Origin of the sequence: uncultured Aquimarina sp. (assembly GCF_947492405.1) — a bacterium.
Lineage (GTDB): Bacteria > Bacteroidota > Bacteroidia > Flavobacteriales > Flavobacteriaceae > Aquimarina.
Map to the genome: position 1 here is coordinate 439051 of NZ_CANLMP010000001.1, position 17252 is coordinate 456302.

Genomic DNA, 17252 nt, shown 5'->3' on the forward strand with positions numbered 1-17252 from the left:
CCTTTTTAATTAAATGTTATTATTTTCAGGTTTGTAATTGACTATCTTAAAAAATGTGGAAAGTAAAAAATTGTAAATCCGAACATTTACATCGTAATTAATAAGAATGCAAATACAAAATATAGGATTGATCATAGCGGCAGGGATAATTGCATTAATTATAGCGCTATTCCAATATATATATAAAGCAAAGAATAAAACCAAAAGGAACTTATTCTTTGCTTTTTTACGTTTTCTAAGCATATTTTCGTTATTAATCTTATTAATTAATCCGACATTTCGAAAAAATACGTATTACACAGAAAAGCCAACATTAGTAGTTGCGGTTGATAATTCTTCTTCAATAAAACATCTTAATCAAGATCAGCAAGTATTACAGTTTGTAAATCAGATCCAGACGAATGAGGAGCTTAAAAAACGATTTGATGTAAAGTACTATTCGTTTTCTAATGATTTAAAGGATACCTTAAGTTTTGGTTTTAATCAGAAACAAACGAATATTTCGAAAGCACTAGACAATCTAGATCAGATTTACAAAAACTCTAATGCACCAACAATATTGGTTACTGATGGTAATCAAACATATGGTCGGGATTATCAGTTTAGAAGTAATGCGTATAAACAGCAGATATACCCAATAATTGCTGGAGATACTATAAAGGTGACCGATACCAAAATTCAGCAGCTTAATGTAAATCGGTATGCATATCTTAAGAACAAGTTTCCGGTAGAAGTAATTCTTACATATTCTGGAAATGAAAATATAAATACCAGATTTGAAGTGAAATCCGGTAAGAATCTGATATACTCACAACCCGTTTCTTTTTCTAAAGAGAATAACTCTAAAGTAATTAATTTTACATTAGCAGCAAGCAATGCTGGGGTGTTACAATATAATGCTACGCTCATTCCTGTTGATAATGAAAAGAATAAAGTTAATAATAGTAAAGACTTTGCAGTAGAAGTTATTGATCAGAAAACAAATATATTGTTGGTAAGTGATATCACTCATCCTGATGTGGGCGCCATCAAGAAAAGTGTCGAAAGTAATGAGCGTAGAAGTCTCACAATTATTAAACCGTCTGAGGTAAAAGATGTTGATGAGTATCAATTGATCATTTTATATCAACCCAATGCCAGATTTAGAAGTGTATATGAGAAAATAGAAAATGTTAAAAAAAATCATTTTACGATTACAGGTTCTAAAACTGACTGGATCTTTCTTAATAAGATTCAGAATAAATATAGACAAGAAATTACAAGACAAACGGAGTATTACCTACCTAGATTTAATACTAACTACGGAACATTTCTAGCAGAAGATATAGGTTTTGACGGATATCCACCATTGATTGGAACTTTTGGTGAAATAAAGATTAATTTTTCTCACGATGTATTGTTACAGAGAAATGTAGGTAATATTACCACCGATGAGCCTATGTTGGTCACTTTAGAAGATAATGGAATAAGAGAAGCAGTATTATTGGGTGAAGGCATATGGAGATGGAGAGCTCAGAATTACCTGGATACTAAGAATTTTGAAAGTTTCGATAATTTTTTAGGAAAGATACTACAGTATCTAGCTTCTAATAAACGAAAAAGTAGATTAAATACTATTTCAGAATCTTTTTATTATGGTAATGCCAGTATCAAGATTAACGCAGAATACTTTACAAAAAACTACGAATTTGATAGCAGAGGAAGCCTGAATATAGTCGTTAAAAATAAAGATAAAAAAACGTCTCAGACTATTCCGATGTTATTAAAAAATAATTCTTACGAAGCTGACCTTAGTAATCTGTCATCTGGTAATTATGATTATACCGTGATGGTTACTGGTGAAAATATATCACGTTCCGGAAGTTTTAGCATTTTAGATTATGATGTAGAGCAACAATTATTGAATGCCGATGTAACAAAGTTAAGACAAGTAGCGACTAATACTGATGGAAAGGCTTATTTTATGAATGAAAATGATATTTTTATTCGTGATCTAATTGAGGATCAGCGGTATCAGGCAATCCAAAAGAGCAAAGAAAATATCGTATCTTTAATAGATTGGAAATATCTTTTAGCAATTATCATATTATTACTCGCTATAGAGTGGTTTATGCGAAAATATAATGGGCTTATTTAAAAATTTAAAACTAAACATTTATCATGGAAAAATTACCTAAAATAGGGTTACCTATTCTTATACTTATTGTGTTAACAATTGTCTTTATTTCAAAATCCACGGTCACTATTGGCTCAGGAGAAGCTGGAGTTCTTTATAAAACATTTGGAGGTGGAGTTGTAACTGATGAACCACCACTAGGAGAAGGATTTCACTTGGTGTTACCTTGGGATAAGGTAATTGTATATGAAGTAAGACAACAAGAGGTTTTTGAGAAAATGCAAGTACTTTCTTCTAACGGTCTTGAGATAAAATTAGATGCATCTGCTTGGTTTCAACCACAGTATGAAAAATTAGGATTGTTACATCAGGAAAAAGGTGAAAATTACGTACAAAGAATATTATTACCTACCATACGTTCTGCAGCACGTAGTGTAGTAGGTAGATATACACCAGAGCAGTTGTACTCTAGTAAAAGAGATGTAATTCAGAAAGAGATTTATGAAGAAACTAAAAAAATTGTTGGGAATCAGTATGTTCAGCTAAATGAAGTATTAGTGCGCGATGTTACATTGCCACCAACTATAAAAGAAGCAATTGAGCGTAAACTAAAACAAGAACAGGAATCATTAGAATATGAGTTTAAGTTAACAAAGGCTCAAAAAGAGGCAGAGAGACAAAAGATTGATGCAGAAGGTAAGGCGGTTGCCAATCAAATCCTTAGTGCTTCTTTAACAGATAAGATTCTTAAGGAAAAAGGAATTCAAGCAACTTTGGAGTTAGCAAAATCATCTAATTCTAAAGTAGTGATAGTAGGTTCTGGAAAAGATGGAATGCCATTGATTCTTGGAAATCAATAGAAAGTAATATAATAAACAACACTTTTTTAGTAAACCATCATGCAACATTGCATGATGGTTTTTTTATGCCTGATAACTAATTTTATAAACCTTAACTATCTACTGTAACCCAGTGTGTTTAAATTATAAATAGTTTTAGAAACTGCATATATTAAATTAAGAGTATTATCGTATAAATATTACCTAACTACCTTGTTGTGTTTTGATTATGGATCAAAAAAGATAGGGTTTATCGTTCTTAATTTTAAAAAAAATGTATTTTTATCTTTATTAGTAATCATTTGGTCTTTTTTTTAAAGTAGTTTTAACAAGAATTTTATTACGAATTTATCGTTTATGAACGAAAAGGATACTACATTATCTAGAATCATTCACCTACTTGATGAATCCTATAAACTTAGGGTCAATAATTTACAAGAAAGCGTAAGACTGGCTAATGAAGCATTACTGCTGAGTGAAAAAATAAATAATAAAGTATATATAGGAAAAAGCTTAAATATGCTTTCACTATATAATATGATTTGTGGAAAAGGTAGTGATGCATTGTCCTTTGCAGAAAAAGCGATTAAATGTTTTGAGTCTTTAGAAGATGATAGAGGAGTAGCAGACGCTAAATATAGTATTGCGGGAATACATTATAAAACAAATAATTATCATCTAGGGATGATATATCTTATTGATGCGTTAGTGATTTATCAAAAATATGATGATTGGCATAATCAATCCAGAACTCAAAAATCACTAGGTTCTATTTATGAAATTTTAGGAGATGAAAATAATGCCTCTGAAGCTTATGAAATAGCAATTGAAACCGCAAAGAAATGTGAAAATAAAAATCTTGAGTCTAATGTATACAACCCTATGTCAGGAATACTTCTTAAAAAAGGTAGACCTAAAGAAGCTCTTGAGATGATAAATAAATCAATAGAACTAAAGTTGGAAACAGGGGATGATAGAGGTCTCGCTTTTGCTATTTATGGTCGCGGTAAAGTGTATAATTACAATAAAAAATATGAAAAAGCTAAGACTGATTTTATAAAAGCATTAAGTATACATCAAAAATATGATGAGGTTTATGGTATTGGAATGGCTAAACATAAACTGGCGCAGCTATATCTTGAAACAGGGGATAATGAACGAGCAAAAACCTTACTAAAAGAAGTCATTGCTCATAGTACAAAGTATAACCTCTCTAGAACTAAGTATAAAGCCAGTCATCTTCTATACGAAACATATAGAAGTGAAAATAATCACAAAGAAGCTTTAAAATACTTGGAAAGCTATTTAATAGAAAAAGACGCTTCTGTTAATTCCCAGACGGTAAAGGTGATCGAAAATTACGAGCTTATTTCAAATATGAAATATGAACAACAAGAGGAAAACCTAAAAAGAGAAAAAGAAGCCATCATATTAAAGAAAAAACAAGCAGAGGAAACTGCAAAAATGCGACAAGCATTTTTATCCGCTATGAGTCATGAGATAAGAACACCTCTCAACGCTGTTACAAGTATTATCTCTATGCTTAAGGAAAGAGCAGATGCGGATGATCAAAAACTACTTACATCCCTACAATTCTCATCAAAAAACTTAATGCGAATTATTAATGACATTTTGGATTTTTCTAAATTGGATTCTGATAAGATGGAATTAGAAATGCATACGGTTAATTTCGAAGAGCTCATTAACAATATTAAAGATACCTATTTAGGAATGGCTCTTGAGAAAGGGATTGAATTGAAAGTTCAAATTGATGTAGCTCTAAGTAAATTCTATATGCTTGATGAAACTAAATTGTTTCAAATTCTGGGAAATCTTGTAAGTAATGCTATAAAATATACCAATAAAGGGTCGGTCAATATAAATATTGAGTTAGTATCTGTAAAAGGTAGTAATGATACAATTTCTTTTAGTGTTGAAGATACTGGTGTCGGAATAGCTAAAAAGGAACAAGCGAGGCTGTTTGAAAGCTTTTATATCCCTACTACAATTACTACAAGAAATAATGGGGGTACTGGATTAGGCTTAGCAATTGTTAAGAAGATAGTTGAGTTATATGGTAGTAATGTTGTGTTAACTAGTGAAAAGGGTAAAGGTTCGGCTTTTCAATTCGAACTAATACTACAACGAGCGAAAGCAACTGTAAAGATTGATCAAAAACGCACAAATCAATTAAAAAATAAAACAGCAATTCTTGCTGAAGACAATGAAGTTAATGCTTTAGTAATGGGGCAGCTACTTAAAAAATGGGGTGTGAAAATAGAACGAGTAAAAAATGGATATGATGCTGTAGCAATTGCAAAAAAGAAAAAAGTTGATTTTATCCTTATGGATATTCACATGCCTGAAATGAATGGTTTTGATGCGGCTAAATCTATAAGAGCCTCTGCAAACGAAAATCAACATACACCCATTTACGCTCTTACTGCAGATGTAACAGCTGTTAATAATGAGGACTATTTAACTTATTTTGATGGTTTTTTATGGAAACCATTACAAATAGATAGACTCTTTGATACATTGGTAAACTCAAAAAAGCCTTTATGAATTGTAATCATAAAGGCTATTACTAAGTTAAAAGTTGCTATTGCATTGCAGTTATTTATTTTTTAATTTTTCAGCTTGAGCGGACCAATTGTCTCGTTCAATACGACCAGGAAAGAACTGTATTAAATCTGTTACCGTATCTATATCTTCTTTTGTAAACTTACTTATTTGGTCAAAAGTATATATTCCTATACTGTTTAACTTCTTTTCTATAAAAGGACCAACTCCACTAATTAGCTTTAGATCATCTTTTTCTGATTCATCCGCTTTTCCGAAACTATCAAAATTTAATGTGGGTTTTTCTCCAGAGCTAATTGCTTTAGCAGTATCATTAGTTTCTACTGTAATAGGCTTTGAAAATGTAGTATTAGCCTTTTTGAAATTTCCATTTCTTAGTTTTTCTTTTTCTCTAAGGCATTGGTTCAGTTTTTCTTGATATTTATTTTTGAGCGCCCATTTCGATAAAAACCATCCTAATAAGAATGCAATTAATAATAATAGTAGTAGACACCACCAGTTTGCTTCGTTTAAAAAATCTAACATATTTTTAGTTATTTAGTTTACAGTTATTTCTATTCTTCTGTTTTTTGCTCTGTTTTCTTCTGTATCATTTGGAGCAATAGGATTTGACTCTCCTTTAGATTCTGTTGTAAGTTTCTCTATAGGAATGCCTTGAGAAGCAAGGTAATTTTTAACATTGTTCGCTCTTTCTAAACCAAAATATTGATTCGCTTTCTCATCACCAACATTATCGGTATGCCCCACAAGTAGTACGTTCTTGTTTGGATACTTGTTTAAATAAGTTTTAAGTTCTAATGCATAGTTTGATAATGTAGCATCAGGTTTAAAATCTTTAGATCCAAAATCAGAATATAGCACCTTATTTGCGATGCCTTTTTCAACTTCCTTTAATCTGGATTCATCTATTTTGTTAAAATTTAGAAGAATACCACCGTTGTAATATCCGTTGGTGTCATAATTATAAGTGTATAATTTCGCTTTAGTAAGAATACGATCTCCGTTTATACCGGCGTTAACCAAAATATCTTTCATGAAATTTGCTCTAGACACTCCAGCTAATGTATCTTTCTTTTGTTCTTCAGAAGTTTCGTAACCATAAACGATTAACTCTTGATCTTGATTTTGCCCGAGATAATCAGCTATCTTAGCTTCAAAACCCTGAATACCATCCGGGATGTTTACCGTGAAGTTGGCGTTATTAATTTGAAGATTTTCAGGATATCTAAAAATATCAGTGTTTTGGTTGTCCTTGGCATAAAAGCCGTGAGCTAGTGCTAAACTATCTTCATAAGCCTTTTTTGCTTTTGCTTCGGCTTCAGGATCAATTTTTTCTTCTACAATAGAAGATCCCCTATTTTTATCCCCAAGACACCAATTACAGGAGTAGTACCACCACATTCCCAGTAAGGCGAATAAGATAAAAATAAGAAACGAAATTAAATTTTTCATATGTTGATGATTAGTGTTAGTCTTTTAAAGTTATAAAAATGTTTTAATTAATTTATTATGATTGAGTGATTTATAACCTGAAAAAAGATGAATAGCAAAAATTTAAGCTGAAATGCATTTCAGAAAAAAATATTTTTTATACATTCGCAAAGTATTACAAAAAACATGAGAAATATTCTTGTACATCATCATCATTCTTACATCTTCGCCCAGGCGTGGTAAGTTGATATGTGTATAAGTAAATCATATATAATAACCCGTTTGAGCATTTTCAAACGGGTTTTTTTATTTTAAAGCTTGTTTTGAACTGATCAAACACAACAACAAAAAAGACAATGTCAAAAATTAAAATTGCTATTCAAAAGAGCGGTAGACTCAACCAGGACTCTGTTCAGATTTTAAAAGATTGTGGAATTTCTATTGATAACGGAAAAGACCAGCTAAAAGCGGCTACCAGAAATTTCCCAATGGAAGTGATGTTCCTTCGTAACGGTGATATTCCTCAGTATCTAAGAGATGGTGTGGTAGATATTGCTATTATCGGAGAAAACGTTTTGGTAGAAAAAGGTAAAGATATTGCTATAGCCGAAAGACTTAATTTTTCTAAATGCAAAGTTTCTTTGGCAGTTCCTAAAGATGTAGCATATAATTCCATCAAAGATCTTGATGGAAAAAGAATAGCTACTTCATATCCAAACACAGTAAATGAATATCTGAAGGAAAAAGGAATCTCTGCTGACTTACACCAGATTTCTGGATCTGTAGAAATAGCACCAAACATTGGTCTAGCCGATGCGATTTGTGATATCGTATCTAGTGGAAGCACATTATTTAAAAATAATCTCAAAGAAGTAGAGGTTATGCTTACTTCCGAAGCCGTGTTAGCAGTTTCTCCGGGTATTAGTAATGAGAATAAAGAAATTCTTAAAAAACTACAATTTAGAATACAGGCGGTACTCAAAGCAAGAGCTTCTAAATATGTATTACTTAATGCACCCAATGATAAAATTGATCGTATTGTAGATATCTTACCAGGAATGCGTAGCCCAACGGTTTTACCGCTTGCAGAAAAAGGATGGAGTTCAATTCATACAGTTGTAGAAAAAAACAAATTCTGGGATATTTTGGATGAGTTAAAAGCAGAAGGAGCTGAAGGTATTTTGGTATGTCCAATTGAGAAAATGGTATTATAATGTATAGTATAAAACTCATTCCAAAACAGGATATAGAAGTCGTTTTACCTCTACTAAAAGAGCTTTACCCAAAAATTACACGTATTACACTGAAAAAACGTCTTGCAGAAATGGTTTTTTCTGGTTATGAGTGTATTGGAGTTTATAAGAACAGTGAGCTTATAGGTATTTCTGGAATTTGGTTTTTGACTAAGTTATATGTAGGTAAGCATATAGAACCTGACAATGTGTACATTCTTCCAGAATATCAAGGAAAAGGAATAGGAAATTTATTAATGAATTGGATTTTTGAATATGCAAAATCTAAAAATTGTATTGCTTCTGAGTTAAATTGTTATACCGGAAATGAAGAAGGTCAGAAGTTTTGGGAAAAACAAGGTTATGATTTAATTGCATATCACTATCAAAAGAAATTATGAAGAAGATATATAATCCAGAAAGAAATACCTGGCCGGAAATTCTAAGAAGACCAACCCAAACCGTAGCAGATATTGAAAGTATCGTCTTAAATGTTTTTAGTGAAGTTAAAGCTGAAGGAGATATCGCTATCGATAGATATACTGAGAAATTTGATAAAGTATCTTTAGATGCAATATTGGTTTCTGAAGAAGAAATAGAAAAAGCAAAACAATTGGTTAGTCAAGAGCTCAAAGAAGCTATTGTATTAGCCAAATCAAATATCGAGGTTTTTCATACTGCTCAGAAGACTGAAAAGATATCTGTGGAAACTAAGGATGGAGTTAGTTGCTGGCAGGAGAAAAGACCGATACAGAAGGTAGGACTGTATATTCCTGGAGGTACTGCACCTTTGTTTTCTACAATTTTGATGCTAGCAGTTCCTGCAAATATTGCTGGTTGTAAAGAAATAGTACTGTGTTCACCTCCTGATATAGACGGAAAAATTAACCCAGCTATTTTATATACGGCGAATCTTTGTGGTGTAACTAAAATTTTTAAAGTAGGTGGTATTCAGGCGATTGCCGGAATGACGTTTGGAACACAATCGATTCCGCAAGTATATAAAATTTTTGGTCCTGGAAATCAATTTGTTACCGTGGCTAAACAATTAGCAACAAAATTCGGTGTAGCAATTGATATGCCTGCAGGCCCAAGTGAATTATTGGTGGTAGCGGATGATACTGCTAATGCATCTTTTGTAGCTTCAGATTTGCTAAGTCAGGCAGAACATGGTAAAGATAGTCAGGTGATTTTAGTATCTACTTCAGAAAAACTTATGGTAGAAGTAGAAAAAGAAGTAATTAGCCAATGCGATGTATTACCAAGAAAGGAAATTGCAGAAGTAGCTATCTCTAATTCTAAACTGATTTATGTCGAAAATGATAAAGAAGCATTAGAGTTAATCAACGAATACGGTCCTGAACATTTTATAATATGCACAGCGGATCAGGATTTTTATGTGGATAATATTGTCAACGCAGGTTCTGTATTTATTGGCAACTATACGCCAGAAAGTGCAGGAGACTATGCTTCTGGTACGAATCATACCTTGCCAACCAATGGATATGCCAAACAATATAGTGGTGTAAATCTGGATAGTTTTATGAAATCTATGACATTTCAGAAAATATCGGAAGAAGGAATTAAAAATATAGGAAATGCTATAGAGGTTATGGCAGAAGCAGAAGGGTTACAAGCCCATAAAAATGCTGTGACATTGAGGTTAGATAGCTTAAAAAAAAACGTTTAGATTAATTGAAAGTGAAAAATGACTTGTAGAAATTGTGAATATAATATCACCGAAACGGCACGGTTTTGTCAAAGCTGTGGGGCAAAAGTTGTTACAGAAAGACTTACTGTAAAGAAGATATTTTTAGAATTCCTTAATAAGGTTTTTGGATGGGATAATACATATTTAAGAACTCTTAGAACAATGACAGTAGCGCCATATGTAGTTGTTAAGGATTATATTGATGGAATTCGGAAGAAATTTATGCCGCCGTTTACATTTCTTTTAATCGGTCTTACTGCCGCAACGCTTGTTTTTAATGCTTTTTCGGATAAGTATACCGAGTTTTCTACTGATATGTTTGGTGAAGGTTTTTATCGAATACAATATGAGACCGCTAAAGAGAAAGATAATTCTCTTAAAAAAATAGAAAAGGAAAATGAGCAGGAAACATTCGAAGATTTTAAGATTAAGGAAATAGAGAAACAAAAAAAGACGCAAGGTAAGATATTGAAGTATTTTAACCTTTTCGCTTTTCTATTAATTCCGATGTATACTTTTATTTCATACTTGGTTTTTGGAAGAAAGAAGTACAATTATGCAGAGCATTTAGTTATTAATTGTTATATACAGGGGTTCTCAATGATTGCAACCACTCTTTTGTTTATAGCTGCATTAGTAATCCATCCTTACATATTTTCTTCAGGTGTTTTAATTGCAATTTTTTATTATTCATTTACTTACAAAAGATTATGTGGTCTTACTTTAGGCAAGACCTTATGGAAATTTGTAAAATTCCTATTAATCTTAGTAACTGCATTTATAACAATAACTCTGTTAATAGGGATTGTAGCGATTTTATTAACCAAAATTTTTGGACTAAATTTTTTTGGTTAATGTTAGAAAATTAAAATAATTAAATCACGAGATCCTGAAAGAAATTCAGGATGGTAATAGAAATGAATAAAGCACAATTCAACATAGATAAAATAACTCGCGAAAACGTAAAAGGATTAAAACCATATTCCTCAGCTAGAGATGAATATGTTTCTGATGGCTCTAAGATGATCTTTCTAGATGCTAATGAAAACCCTTATGAGAATGGTGTAAATCGATATCCGGATCCACAACAACGTAGTTTAAAGACTGTATTGGCAGATCAAAAAGGAGTTTCTTCTCAAAATATATTATTAGGAAACGGAAGTGATGAGGTATTAGATCTTTTGTTTAGAGCGTTTTGCGAACCTAAAATAGATAACATTATAACATTACCTCCAACATATGGAATGTATAAAGTTTTGGCAAATATCAATGATATAAGTGAACGGGAAGTTTTATTAACGAATAGTTTTGAACCAAATGTCTCTGAAATTCTAGAGGCGATTGACGACGCAACAAAAATTATTTTTTTATGTTCTCCAAATAACCCAACTGGTAATTCTTTTTCAGAAGAAAGTATCATTAAAATTTTAGAAAGTTTTGAAGGCTTAGTGGTTATTGATGAAGCATATATCGATTTTTCGTCCAAAGAAAGTTGGATAAATAAAATAGATATCTACCCTAATCTTATTATCACGCAAACATTGTCTAAAGCCTATGGTATGGCGGGAATTAGATTAGGGTTATGTTACGCCTCAAAAGAGATTATCAATGTGTTGAATAAAATAAAACCGCCGTACAATGTAAATGAGCTTACGCAGAAAAGAGCATTAGAGCGAGTAATGGACGTAGCAATAGTAAAAGGAGAAGTCGCTCGTATTTTAGAAGAAAGAGAGAAGATGATTATTTCTTTAAAAGATGTTTCTTTTGTAAAAGAAGTATACAAAACAGATGCTAATTTTATTTTAATAAAGGTAGATGATGCTACTAAGAGATATGATCAATTGCTTAAAGAAGGCGTTGTAATTCGTAATAGGACAACCCAACCTCTTTGCGAAAATACCTTACGATTAACAGTTGGAACTTCTGAAGAGAATAAGGCTTTATTAACTAAAATGATGACATTAGATAAAAATTAGATCTATTTAAAGAATTTAACAATGAATAAAACTACATTAAAAACACTGATATTAAATTTGTTAGTTATATCTAATCTAAGTCTATGGTCGCAGGAAGAGACGGCAAATGAAGAGACTGTAAATATGGAAGAACTGTTGCTACAGTTTCAAAAATATAAAGATAGTATTGATAAGACCTTTAAATACCAAACAGGAAATGTGATGTTGGGAGATGGCTTAGCACTTCTCAATGTTCCCAATGGGTATAGATTTTTGGATAAAGAACAAGCAAATTATGTTTTGACAGGTCTATGGGGAAATCCATCAAACGGAGATTATGGATTATTAGGAATGCTCGTAAAAGAAGATGAATCTCCTGTAGATGTATCCTATGCCGTAGAAGTTTCATACTCAGAAGAAGGATACATAGAAGATGATGATGCAGAGGATATTGATTATGACGAATTATTAACAGGTATGCAGGATGATGCTAAAAATTCAAACCCAGAAAGAGTAAAACAAGGATATCCAACAATTAATTTAGTTGGATGGGCTTCAGCACCTTTTTATGATCAGCAAAACAAAAAATTACACTGGGCGCAAGAATATAAATTTGGAGAAGACGAAGAAAATACATTAAACTATAATATAAGAGTTCTCGGTCGTAAAGGATATATCAACTTAAACGTAATAGGAGATATGCAAGTTCTTGATGATGTAAAGAATAATTTAGACCCAATATTAGCAAGTGTAGAGTTTAAAGAAGGGAATAGATATGCGGATTTTAATCCTGATTTAGATGAAGTTGCAGCGTATGGTATCGGTGGACTTATTGCAGGAAAAGTATTAGCAAAAGCAGGGTTTTTTGCGCTGGTTTTAAAATTTTGGAAGTTTATAGCTTTAGGAATAGGAGGAGTTTTTATGGCTTTTAAAAATAGATTGTTTGGTAAAAAAGAGGCTTAAACGGTCTCTAGAATGTATATGTTTATGAAAAAGAAAGTATTATTTATAGATCGTGATGGAACCTTGGTTTTAGAGCCCCCTGTGGATTATCAATTAGATAGTTTAGAAAAGTTGGAGTTCTATCCGAAGGTTTTTCAGTATATGGCTAAAATTGCTAATGAATTGGATTATGAATTAGTGATGGTAACTAATCAAGATGGATTAGGAACAGATTCTTTTCCAGAAGATACTTTTTGGCCAGCTCATAATAAAGTAATGACTGCATTCAAAAAAGAAGGAGTTGTGTTTAATGCTGTTCATATTGATAAAACATTTCCACATGAAAATGCAGATACTCGTAAGCCAAGAACAGGTTTATTAACGAAATATTTTGATAAGGAAAAGTATGATCTTGAAAATTCATTTGTTTTAGGAGATCGAATTACAGATATGGAATTGGCAAAAAACCTGGGAGCTAAAGGAATTTTTCTATCAGAAGATCCAGAACTTGGAGCAGATGAAATAGAAACTGACACAAAAGCAATCTCAGAAAGTATTGCATTGACATCAACAGATTGGAAGGAAATTTATGAGTTTTTAAAGTTAGAAGATCGAGTAGCAGATATTACTAGAGATACGAACGAAACTAAAATTTATATCAAGTTAAATTTAGATGGCTCTGGTAAAAATGACATATCAACTGGTTTACATTTCTTTGATCACATGCTAGATCAGATTGGGCGTCATGGAGCAATGGATTTAACGGTTAAAGTAGATGGTGATCTACATGTAGACGAACACCATACTATAGAAGATACAATGATTGCTTTAGGGGAACTGTTTTCTAAAACACTGGGTAATAAATTAGGAATCGAACGTTATGGGTTTTGTTTGCCTATGGATGACTGTTTAGCGCAAGCAGCAGTTGATTTTGGAGGTCGCCCTTGGTTAGTTTGGGATGCTGATTTTAGGAGAGAGAAAATAGGTGATATGCCGACAGAAATGTTTTTTCATCTTTTTAAATCATTTACGGATGGAGCTAAATGTAATCTAAATATTAAAGCAGAAGGAGATAATGAACACCATAAGATAGAAGGAATATTTAAAGCCTTTGCTAAAGCGATGAAAATGGCAGTAAAAAGAGATGCAAACAAAATGTTTTTACCAAGTACCAAAGGAATACTTTAATTAATTACGAATTAAGATAGACGAATTACGAATTAAGATCTCGTAAATCTGAAATCGCAAATCTAAAATCAAATTGAAAATAGTAATCATAAATTACGGAGCAGGAAATATTCAGTCTATTAAATTCGCAATTCAACGATTAGGATATGAAGCAGTTTTAAGCGATGATCCTGAAGAGATTAAAGCGGCTGATAAAGTTATTTTTCCTGGAGTAGGAGAAGCAAGTAGTGCGATGCGTAAATTAAAAGATTCTGGTTTAGATACGTTGGTTCCACAATTAAAGCAACCTGTTTTAGGGATTTGTTTAGGGATGCAATTGATGTGTAATTACACAGAAGAAGGAGATACTAAGGGGTTAGGGATTTTTCATACCGATGTAGTAAGATTCAATCACGGTGTAAAAGTTCCACAAATAGGATGGAATCAAATAGAATCATTAAGCTCAGATTTATTTCTAGGAGTAGATGAGAAAGAGTATATCTATTTAGTTCATAGTTACTATGCACCTGTTACAGAAGAAACTATTGCGCAATCAACTTATGGAATTACTTATAGTACGGCATTACAGAAAGATAATTTCTATGGAACCCAGTTCCACCCAGAAAAAAGTAGTATAGTAGGAGAGAAAATTTTAGAAAATTTTTTAGAAATCGGAAATTAGAAAAACGAAATTTAGAAAATTATGAAAGATATGAAGCTAAGAACTAAACAATTTACAATTGATTGTTGGAAATTATGTTCTGGACTACCAAAAACTAGAGAGTATAATAATTTAGTATATCAGTTACTAAAAAGTTCAAGTTCTGTAGGAGCGAATTGGAGAGCGTCACAAAGACCAAAATCAACTGCTGATTTTATAAATAAGCTAAAGATTGTAGAGGAAGAAGCCGATGAATCCTGTTTTTGGTTAGAAATTTTAATTGAAATTATAAATGAAGATACTAGTGAAGCAAATCGCCTTTGGAAAGAATGTGATGAATTGTTAAGAATTATAGTTGCATCAATCAAAACAGCAAAAAATAAACAGAGTTAAAGTATTTCGTATTTCAACTTTCTAAATTTCATATTTAATACATGAGAATAATACCAGCAATAGATATCATAGACGGAAAATGCGTTAGACTCTCTAAAGGAGATTATGATACCAAGAAAATATATAACGAAAACCCATTAGAGGTTGCCAAAGAATTTGAAGACCACGGAATTCAATATTTACATTTGGTAGATTTAGATGGAGCTAAGTCTAAGCATATTGTAAATCATAAGATATTAGAACAAATGGCATCTAAGACAAATTTAAAAATTGATTTTGGGGGAGGTTTAAAAACAGATGAAGATCTAAAAATAGCTTTCGATAGTGGTGCCCACCAAATAACAGGAGGAAGCATTGCAGTAAAAGATCCAGAAACTTTTAAATTCTGGTTATCTAAGTTTGGTAATGATAAAATCATTTTAGGAGCAGATGCACAGCATGAAAAGATTGCAGTTAGCGGTTGGTTAGAAGAAAGTGATAAAGAGTTGATTCCTTTTGTAAAAGAATACCAGAAAGAAGGAGTTTCGTATGTTATCTGTACTGATATAAGTAAAGATGGAATGTTAGAAGGACCTTCTTTTGAGTTGTATAAAAAGATGTTGACAGAAATAGAAAGTATAAAACTAATTGCATCTGGAGGTATTTCAACTTTTGATGAACTGCCAAAACTAGCTGAGATTGGTTGTGAAGGAACGATTATTGGAAAAGCAATTTATGAAAACCGAATTAGTTTAAAACAACTAGAAAATTATATTAGTGAAACTCAATTTTAAGCAGTTTAAAAACGAACTTAAAATTGTAAGTTGAATTAATCCCGATGGATAGCGGGATCTAATACCTCAAAATGATGAACCAGGAAATAGCTCAAGAGTTTAAAGAACAGATCGTCTACAGGTTAGATGAAAGCATTAGAATGATTGCTATCAGCTTTGAGCAACTTGCTGAGGATGATATCTGGAAACGATTTAACGAATCTTCCAACAGTATTGGAAATTTGATATTGCATCTTTGTGGAAACATTACTCAGTACGCTATTGCTTCTTTAGGTAATCAAGAAGATAAACGTGATCGAGATGCAGAGTTCGAAGCTAAAGAAGGTTTTTCTAAAAAACAGTTATTAGAACGGCTCAATACTGCAGTTAACGAAGCGAAAACAACCATATTAAATTGTGCTATTTCAGAATTAATGAGAAAACGAGAAGTGCAGGGATTTACGTTTTCTGGAATTGGTATTGCAATTCATGTTACAGAACATTTATCCTATCATACGGGACAGATTGCATTTTGGACAAAACAATTAAAGAATAAAGATTTAGGGTTCTATAATGGAATAGATTTAAATATTAAAAATGAATAAGTTATTAGTACAAAGTATACATACTATCAACTAATAACTATAAACTATTAACAAAAAAAATGCTTACAAAAAGAATTGTACCATGTTTGGATATTAAGAATGGACGAACTGTAAAAGGAGTTAATTTTGTTGATTTAAGGGATGCTGGAGATCCTGTAGAGTTAGCTGATGCTTATTCCAAGGCAGGAGCTGATGAGTTGGTTTTCTTGGATATTTCTGCTACAGAAGAAAGACGAAAAACATTGGCAGATTTGGTCCTTCGAGTAGCTGAAAAAGTAAATATCCCCTTTACCGTAGGTGGTGGGATATCATCAATAGAAGATGTAGATATTTTGCTTCAGAATGGAGCAGACAAGGTTTCGGTGAATTCATCCGCTGTAAAGAACCCACAACTTATCAATGATTTAGCAGGTAAGTTTGGTAGTCAATGTATCACTGTAGCTATAGACGCTAAGCAAATTGAAGGAACATGGAAAGTGCATTTGGTAGGAGGAAAGGTGCCGACAGAGCTTGATTTATTCGATTGGGCAAAAGAAGTAGAAGAAAGAGGTGCAGGAGAAATTTTATTTACCTCGATGGATAATGATGGTACCAAAGATGGTTTCGCAAATAAAGCCTTAGCCAGATTGTCAGAGGAATTGAATATTCCAATTATAGCTTCTGGTGGAGCAGGGAATATGCAACATTTTGTAGACACTTTTAAAGAAGGAAAAGCCGATGCAGCCTTGGCAGCTAGTGTTTTTCACTTTAAAGAAATAGAAATTAAAGATTTAAAAGAGGAATTGAGAGTAAACGAAATTCCAGTAAGATTATAATTAAATGTCATTCCGGACTTGATCTGGAATCTATAATATAGTGATGAAAT

17 protein-coding genes are annotated in these 17252 nt (G+C 32.1%); 15 read left to right on the plus strand and 2 right to left on the minus strand.

Annotation, left to right across the window (positions count from 1 at the left end; genetic code table 11):
• Positions 1-106 precede the first annotated feature (106 nt).
• The 3 genes from Q0829_RS01920 (at position 107) to Q0829_RS01930 (ending at position 5520) form a co-directional block, all read left to right on the plus strand.
• Positions 107-2137 carry a VWA domain-containing protein gene (locus Q0829_RS01920; protein WP_298539274.1) on the plus strand — a complete coding sequence of 677 codons (2031 nt, stop codon included), beginning with the start codon at positions 107-109 and terminating at the stop codon, positions 2135-2137.
• 23 nt (positions 2138-2160) lie between these two features.
• The gene (locus Q0829_RS01925; protein ID WP_298539277.1) at positions 2161-2976 is read left to right on the plus strand and encodes a prohibitin family protein; all 816 of its coding nucleotides are present in this window, start codon (positions 2161-2163) and stop codon (positions 2974-2976) included.
• 336 nt (positions 2977-3312) lie between these two features.
• Complete coding sequence (locus Q0829_RS01930) at positions 3313-5520, plus strand: ATP-binding protein (protein ID WP_298539279.1); 2208 nt, start codon at positions 3313-3315, stop codon at positions 5518-5520.
• Positions 5521-5571: 51 nt separating this feature from the next.
• Here the strand turns inward: Q0829_RS01930 and Q0829_RS01935 are convergent, their stop codons facing one another.
• Together Q0829_RS01935 and Q0829_RS01940 are read right to left on the minus strand one after the other, a co-directional pair.
• Complete coding sequence (locus Q0829_RS01935; RefSeq protein WP_298539281.1) at positions 5572-6063, minus strand: hypothetical protein; 492 nt, start codon at positions 6061-6063, stop codon at positions 5572-5574.
• Between the two features lie 12 nt (positions 6064-6075).
• Entirely contained in the window at positions 6076-6990 is a 915-nt protein-coding gene (locus Q0829_RS01940) for an OmpA family protein (RefSeq protein ID WP_298539283.1), read from the minus strand.
• A 335-nt stretch (positions 6991-7325) separates the two neighbouring features.
• On the opposite strand from Q0829_RS01940, the gene hisG reads away from it, so the two are divergent.
• The 12 genes from hisG (at position 7326) to hisF (ending at position 17202) form a co-directional block, all read left to right on the plus strand.
• Positions 7326-8183, plus strand: a complete 858-nt coding sequence (gene hisG / locus Q0829_RS01945; RefSeq protein ID WP_298539286.1) for an ATP phosphoribosyltransferase — start codon at positions 7326-7328, stop codon at positions 8181-8183.
• Positions 8183-8602, plus strand: a complete 420-nt coding sequence (locus tag Q0829_RS01950; protein WP_298539288.1) for a GNAT family N-acetyltransferase — start codon at positions 8183-8185, stop codon at positions 8600-8602. Before hisG ends, Q0829_RS01950 begins: the two co-directional genes overlap by 1 nt.
• On the plus strand, positions 8599-9891 hold the full coding sequence (gene hisD / locus Q0829_RS01955; RefSeq protein ID WP_298539290.1) for a histidinol dehydrogenase: 1293 nt from the start codon (positions 8599-8601) through the stop codon (positions 9889-9891). The genes Q0829_RS01950 and hisD overlap by 4 nt, the downstream gene beginning before the upstream one ends.
• Before the next feature lie 18 nt (positions 9892-9909).
• Positions 9910-10767: a DUF3667 domain-containing protein gene (locus Q0829_RS01960; protein WP_298539293.1), complete on the plus strand. Its 858-nt coding sequence runs from the start codon at positions 9910-9912 to the stop codon at positions 10765-10767.
• A 62-nt stretch (positions 10768-10829) separates the two neighbouring features.
• On the plus strand, positions 10830-11888 hold the full coding sequence (gene hisC, locus Q0829_RS01965; RefSeq protein ID WP_298541202.1) for a histidinol-phosphate transaminase: 1059 nt from the start codon (positions 10830-10832) through the stop codon (positions 11886-11888).
• Positions 11889-11909: 21 nt separating this feature from the next.
• A complete protein-coding gene (locus tag Q0829_RS01970) occupies positions 11910-12830 on the plus strand; it encodes a DUF2167 domain-containing protein (protein ID WP_298539295.1) in 921 nt (306 codons plus the stop codon).
• A 24-nt stretch (positions 12831-12854) separates the two neighbouring features.
• Positions 12855-13997, plus strand: a complete 1143-nt coding sequence (gene hisB / locus Q0829_RS01975; protein WP_298539297.1) for a bifunctional histidinol-phosphatase/imidazoleglycerol-phosphate dehydratase HisB — start codon at positions 12855-12857, stop codon at positions 13995-13997.
• A 73-nt stretch (positions 13998-14070) separates the two neighbouring features.
• Complete coding sequence (gene hisH, locus Q0829_RS01980) at positions 14071-14658, plus strand: imidazole glycerol phosphate synthase subunit HisH (protein WP_298539299.1); 588 nt, start codon at positions 14071-14073, stop codon at positions 14656-14658.
• Positions 14659-14688: 30 nt separating this feature from the next.
• The gene (locus tag Q0829_RS01985) at positions 14689-15030 is read left to right on the plus strand and encodes a four helix bundle protein (protein WP_298539301.1); all 342 of its coding nucleotides are present in this window, start codon (positions 14689-14691) and stop codon (positions 15028-15030) included.
• A gap of 41 nt (positions 15031-15071) precedes the next feature.
• Positions 15072-15803, plus strand: coding sequence for a 1-(5-phosphoribosyl)-5-[(5-phosphoribosylamino)methylideneamino]imidazole-4-carboxamide isomerase (gene hisA / locus Q0829_RS01990; protein ID WP_298539303.1), 732 nt, complete (start codon positions 15072-15074; stop codon positions 15801-15803).
• Between the two features lie 74 nt (positions 15804-15877).
• Positions 15878-16387, plus strand: a complete 510-nt coding sequence (locus Q0829_RS01995; protein ID WP_298539306.1) for a DinB family protein — start codon at positions 15878-15880, stop codon at positions 16385-16387.
• A gap of 59 nt (positions 16388-16446) precedes the next feature.
• Entirely contained in the window at positions 16447-17202 is a 756-nt protein-coding gene (gene hisF / locus Q0829_RS02000; RefSeq protein ID WP_298539309.1) for an imidazole glycerol phosphate synthase subunit HisF, read from the plus strand.
• The last annotated feature ends 50 nt before the right edge of the window (positions 17203-17252 follow it).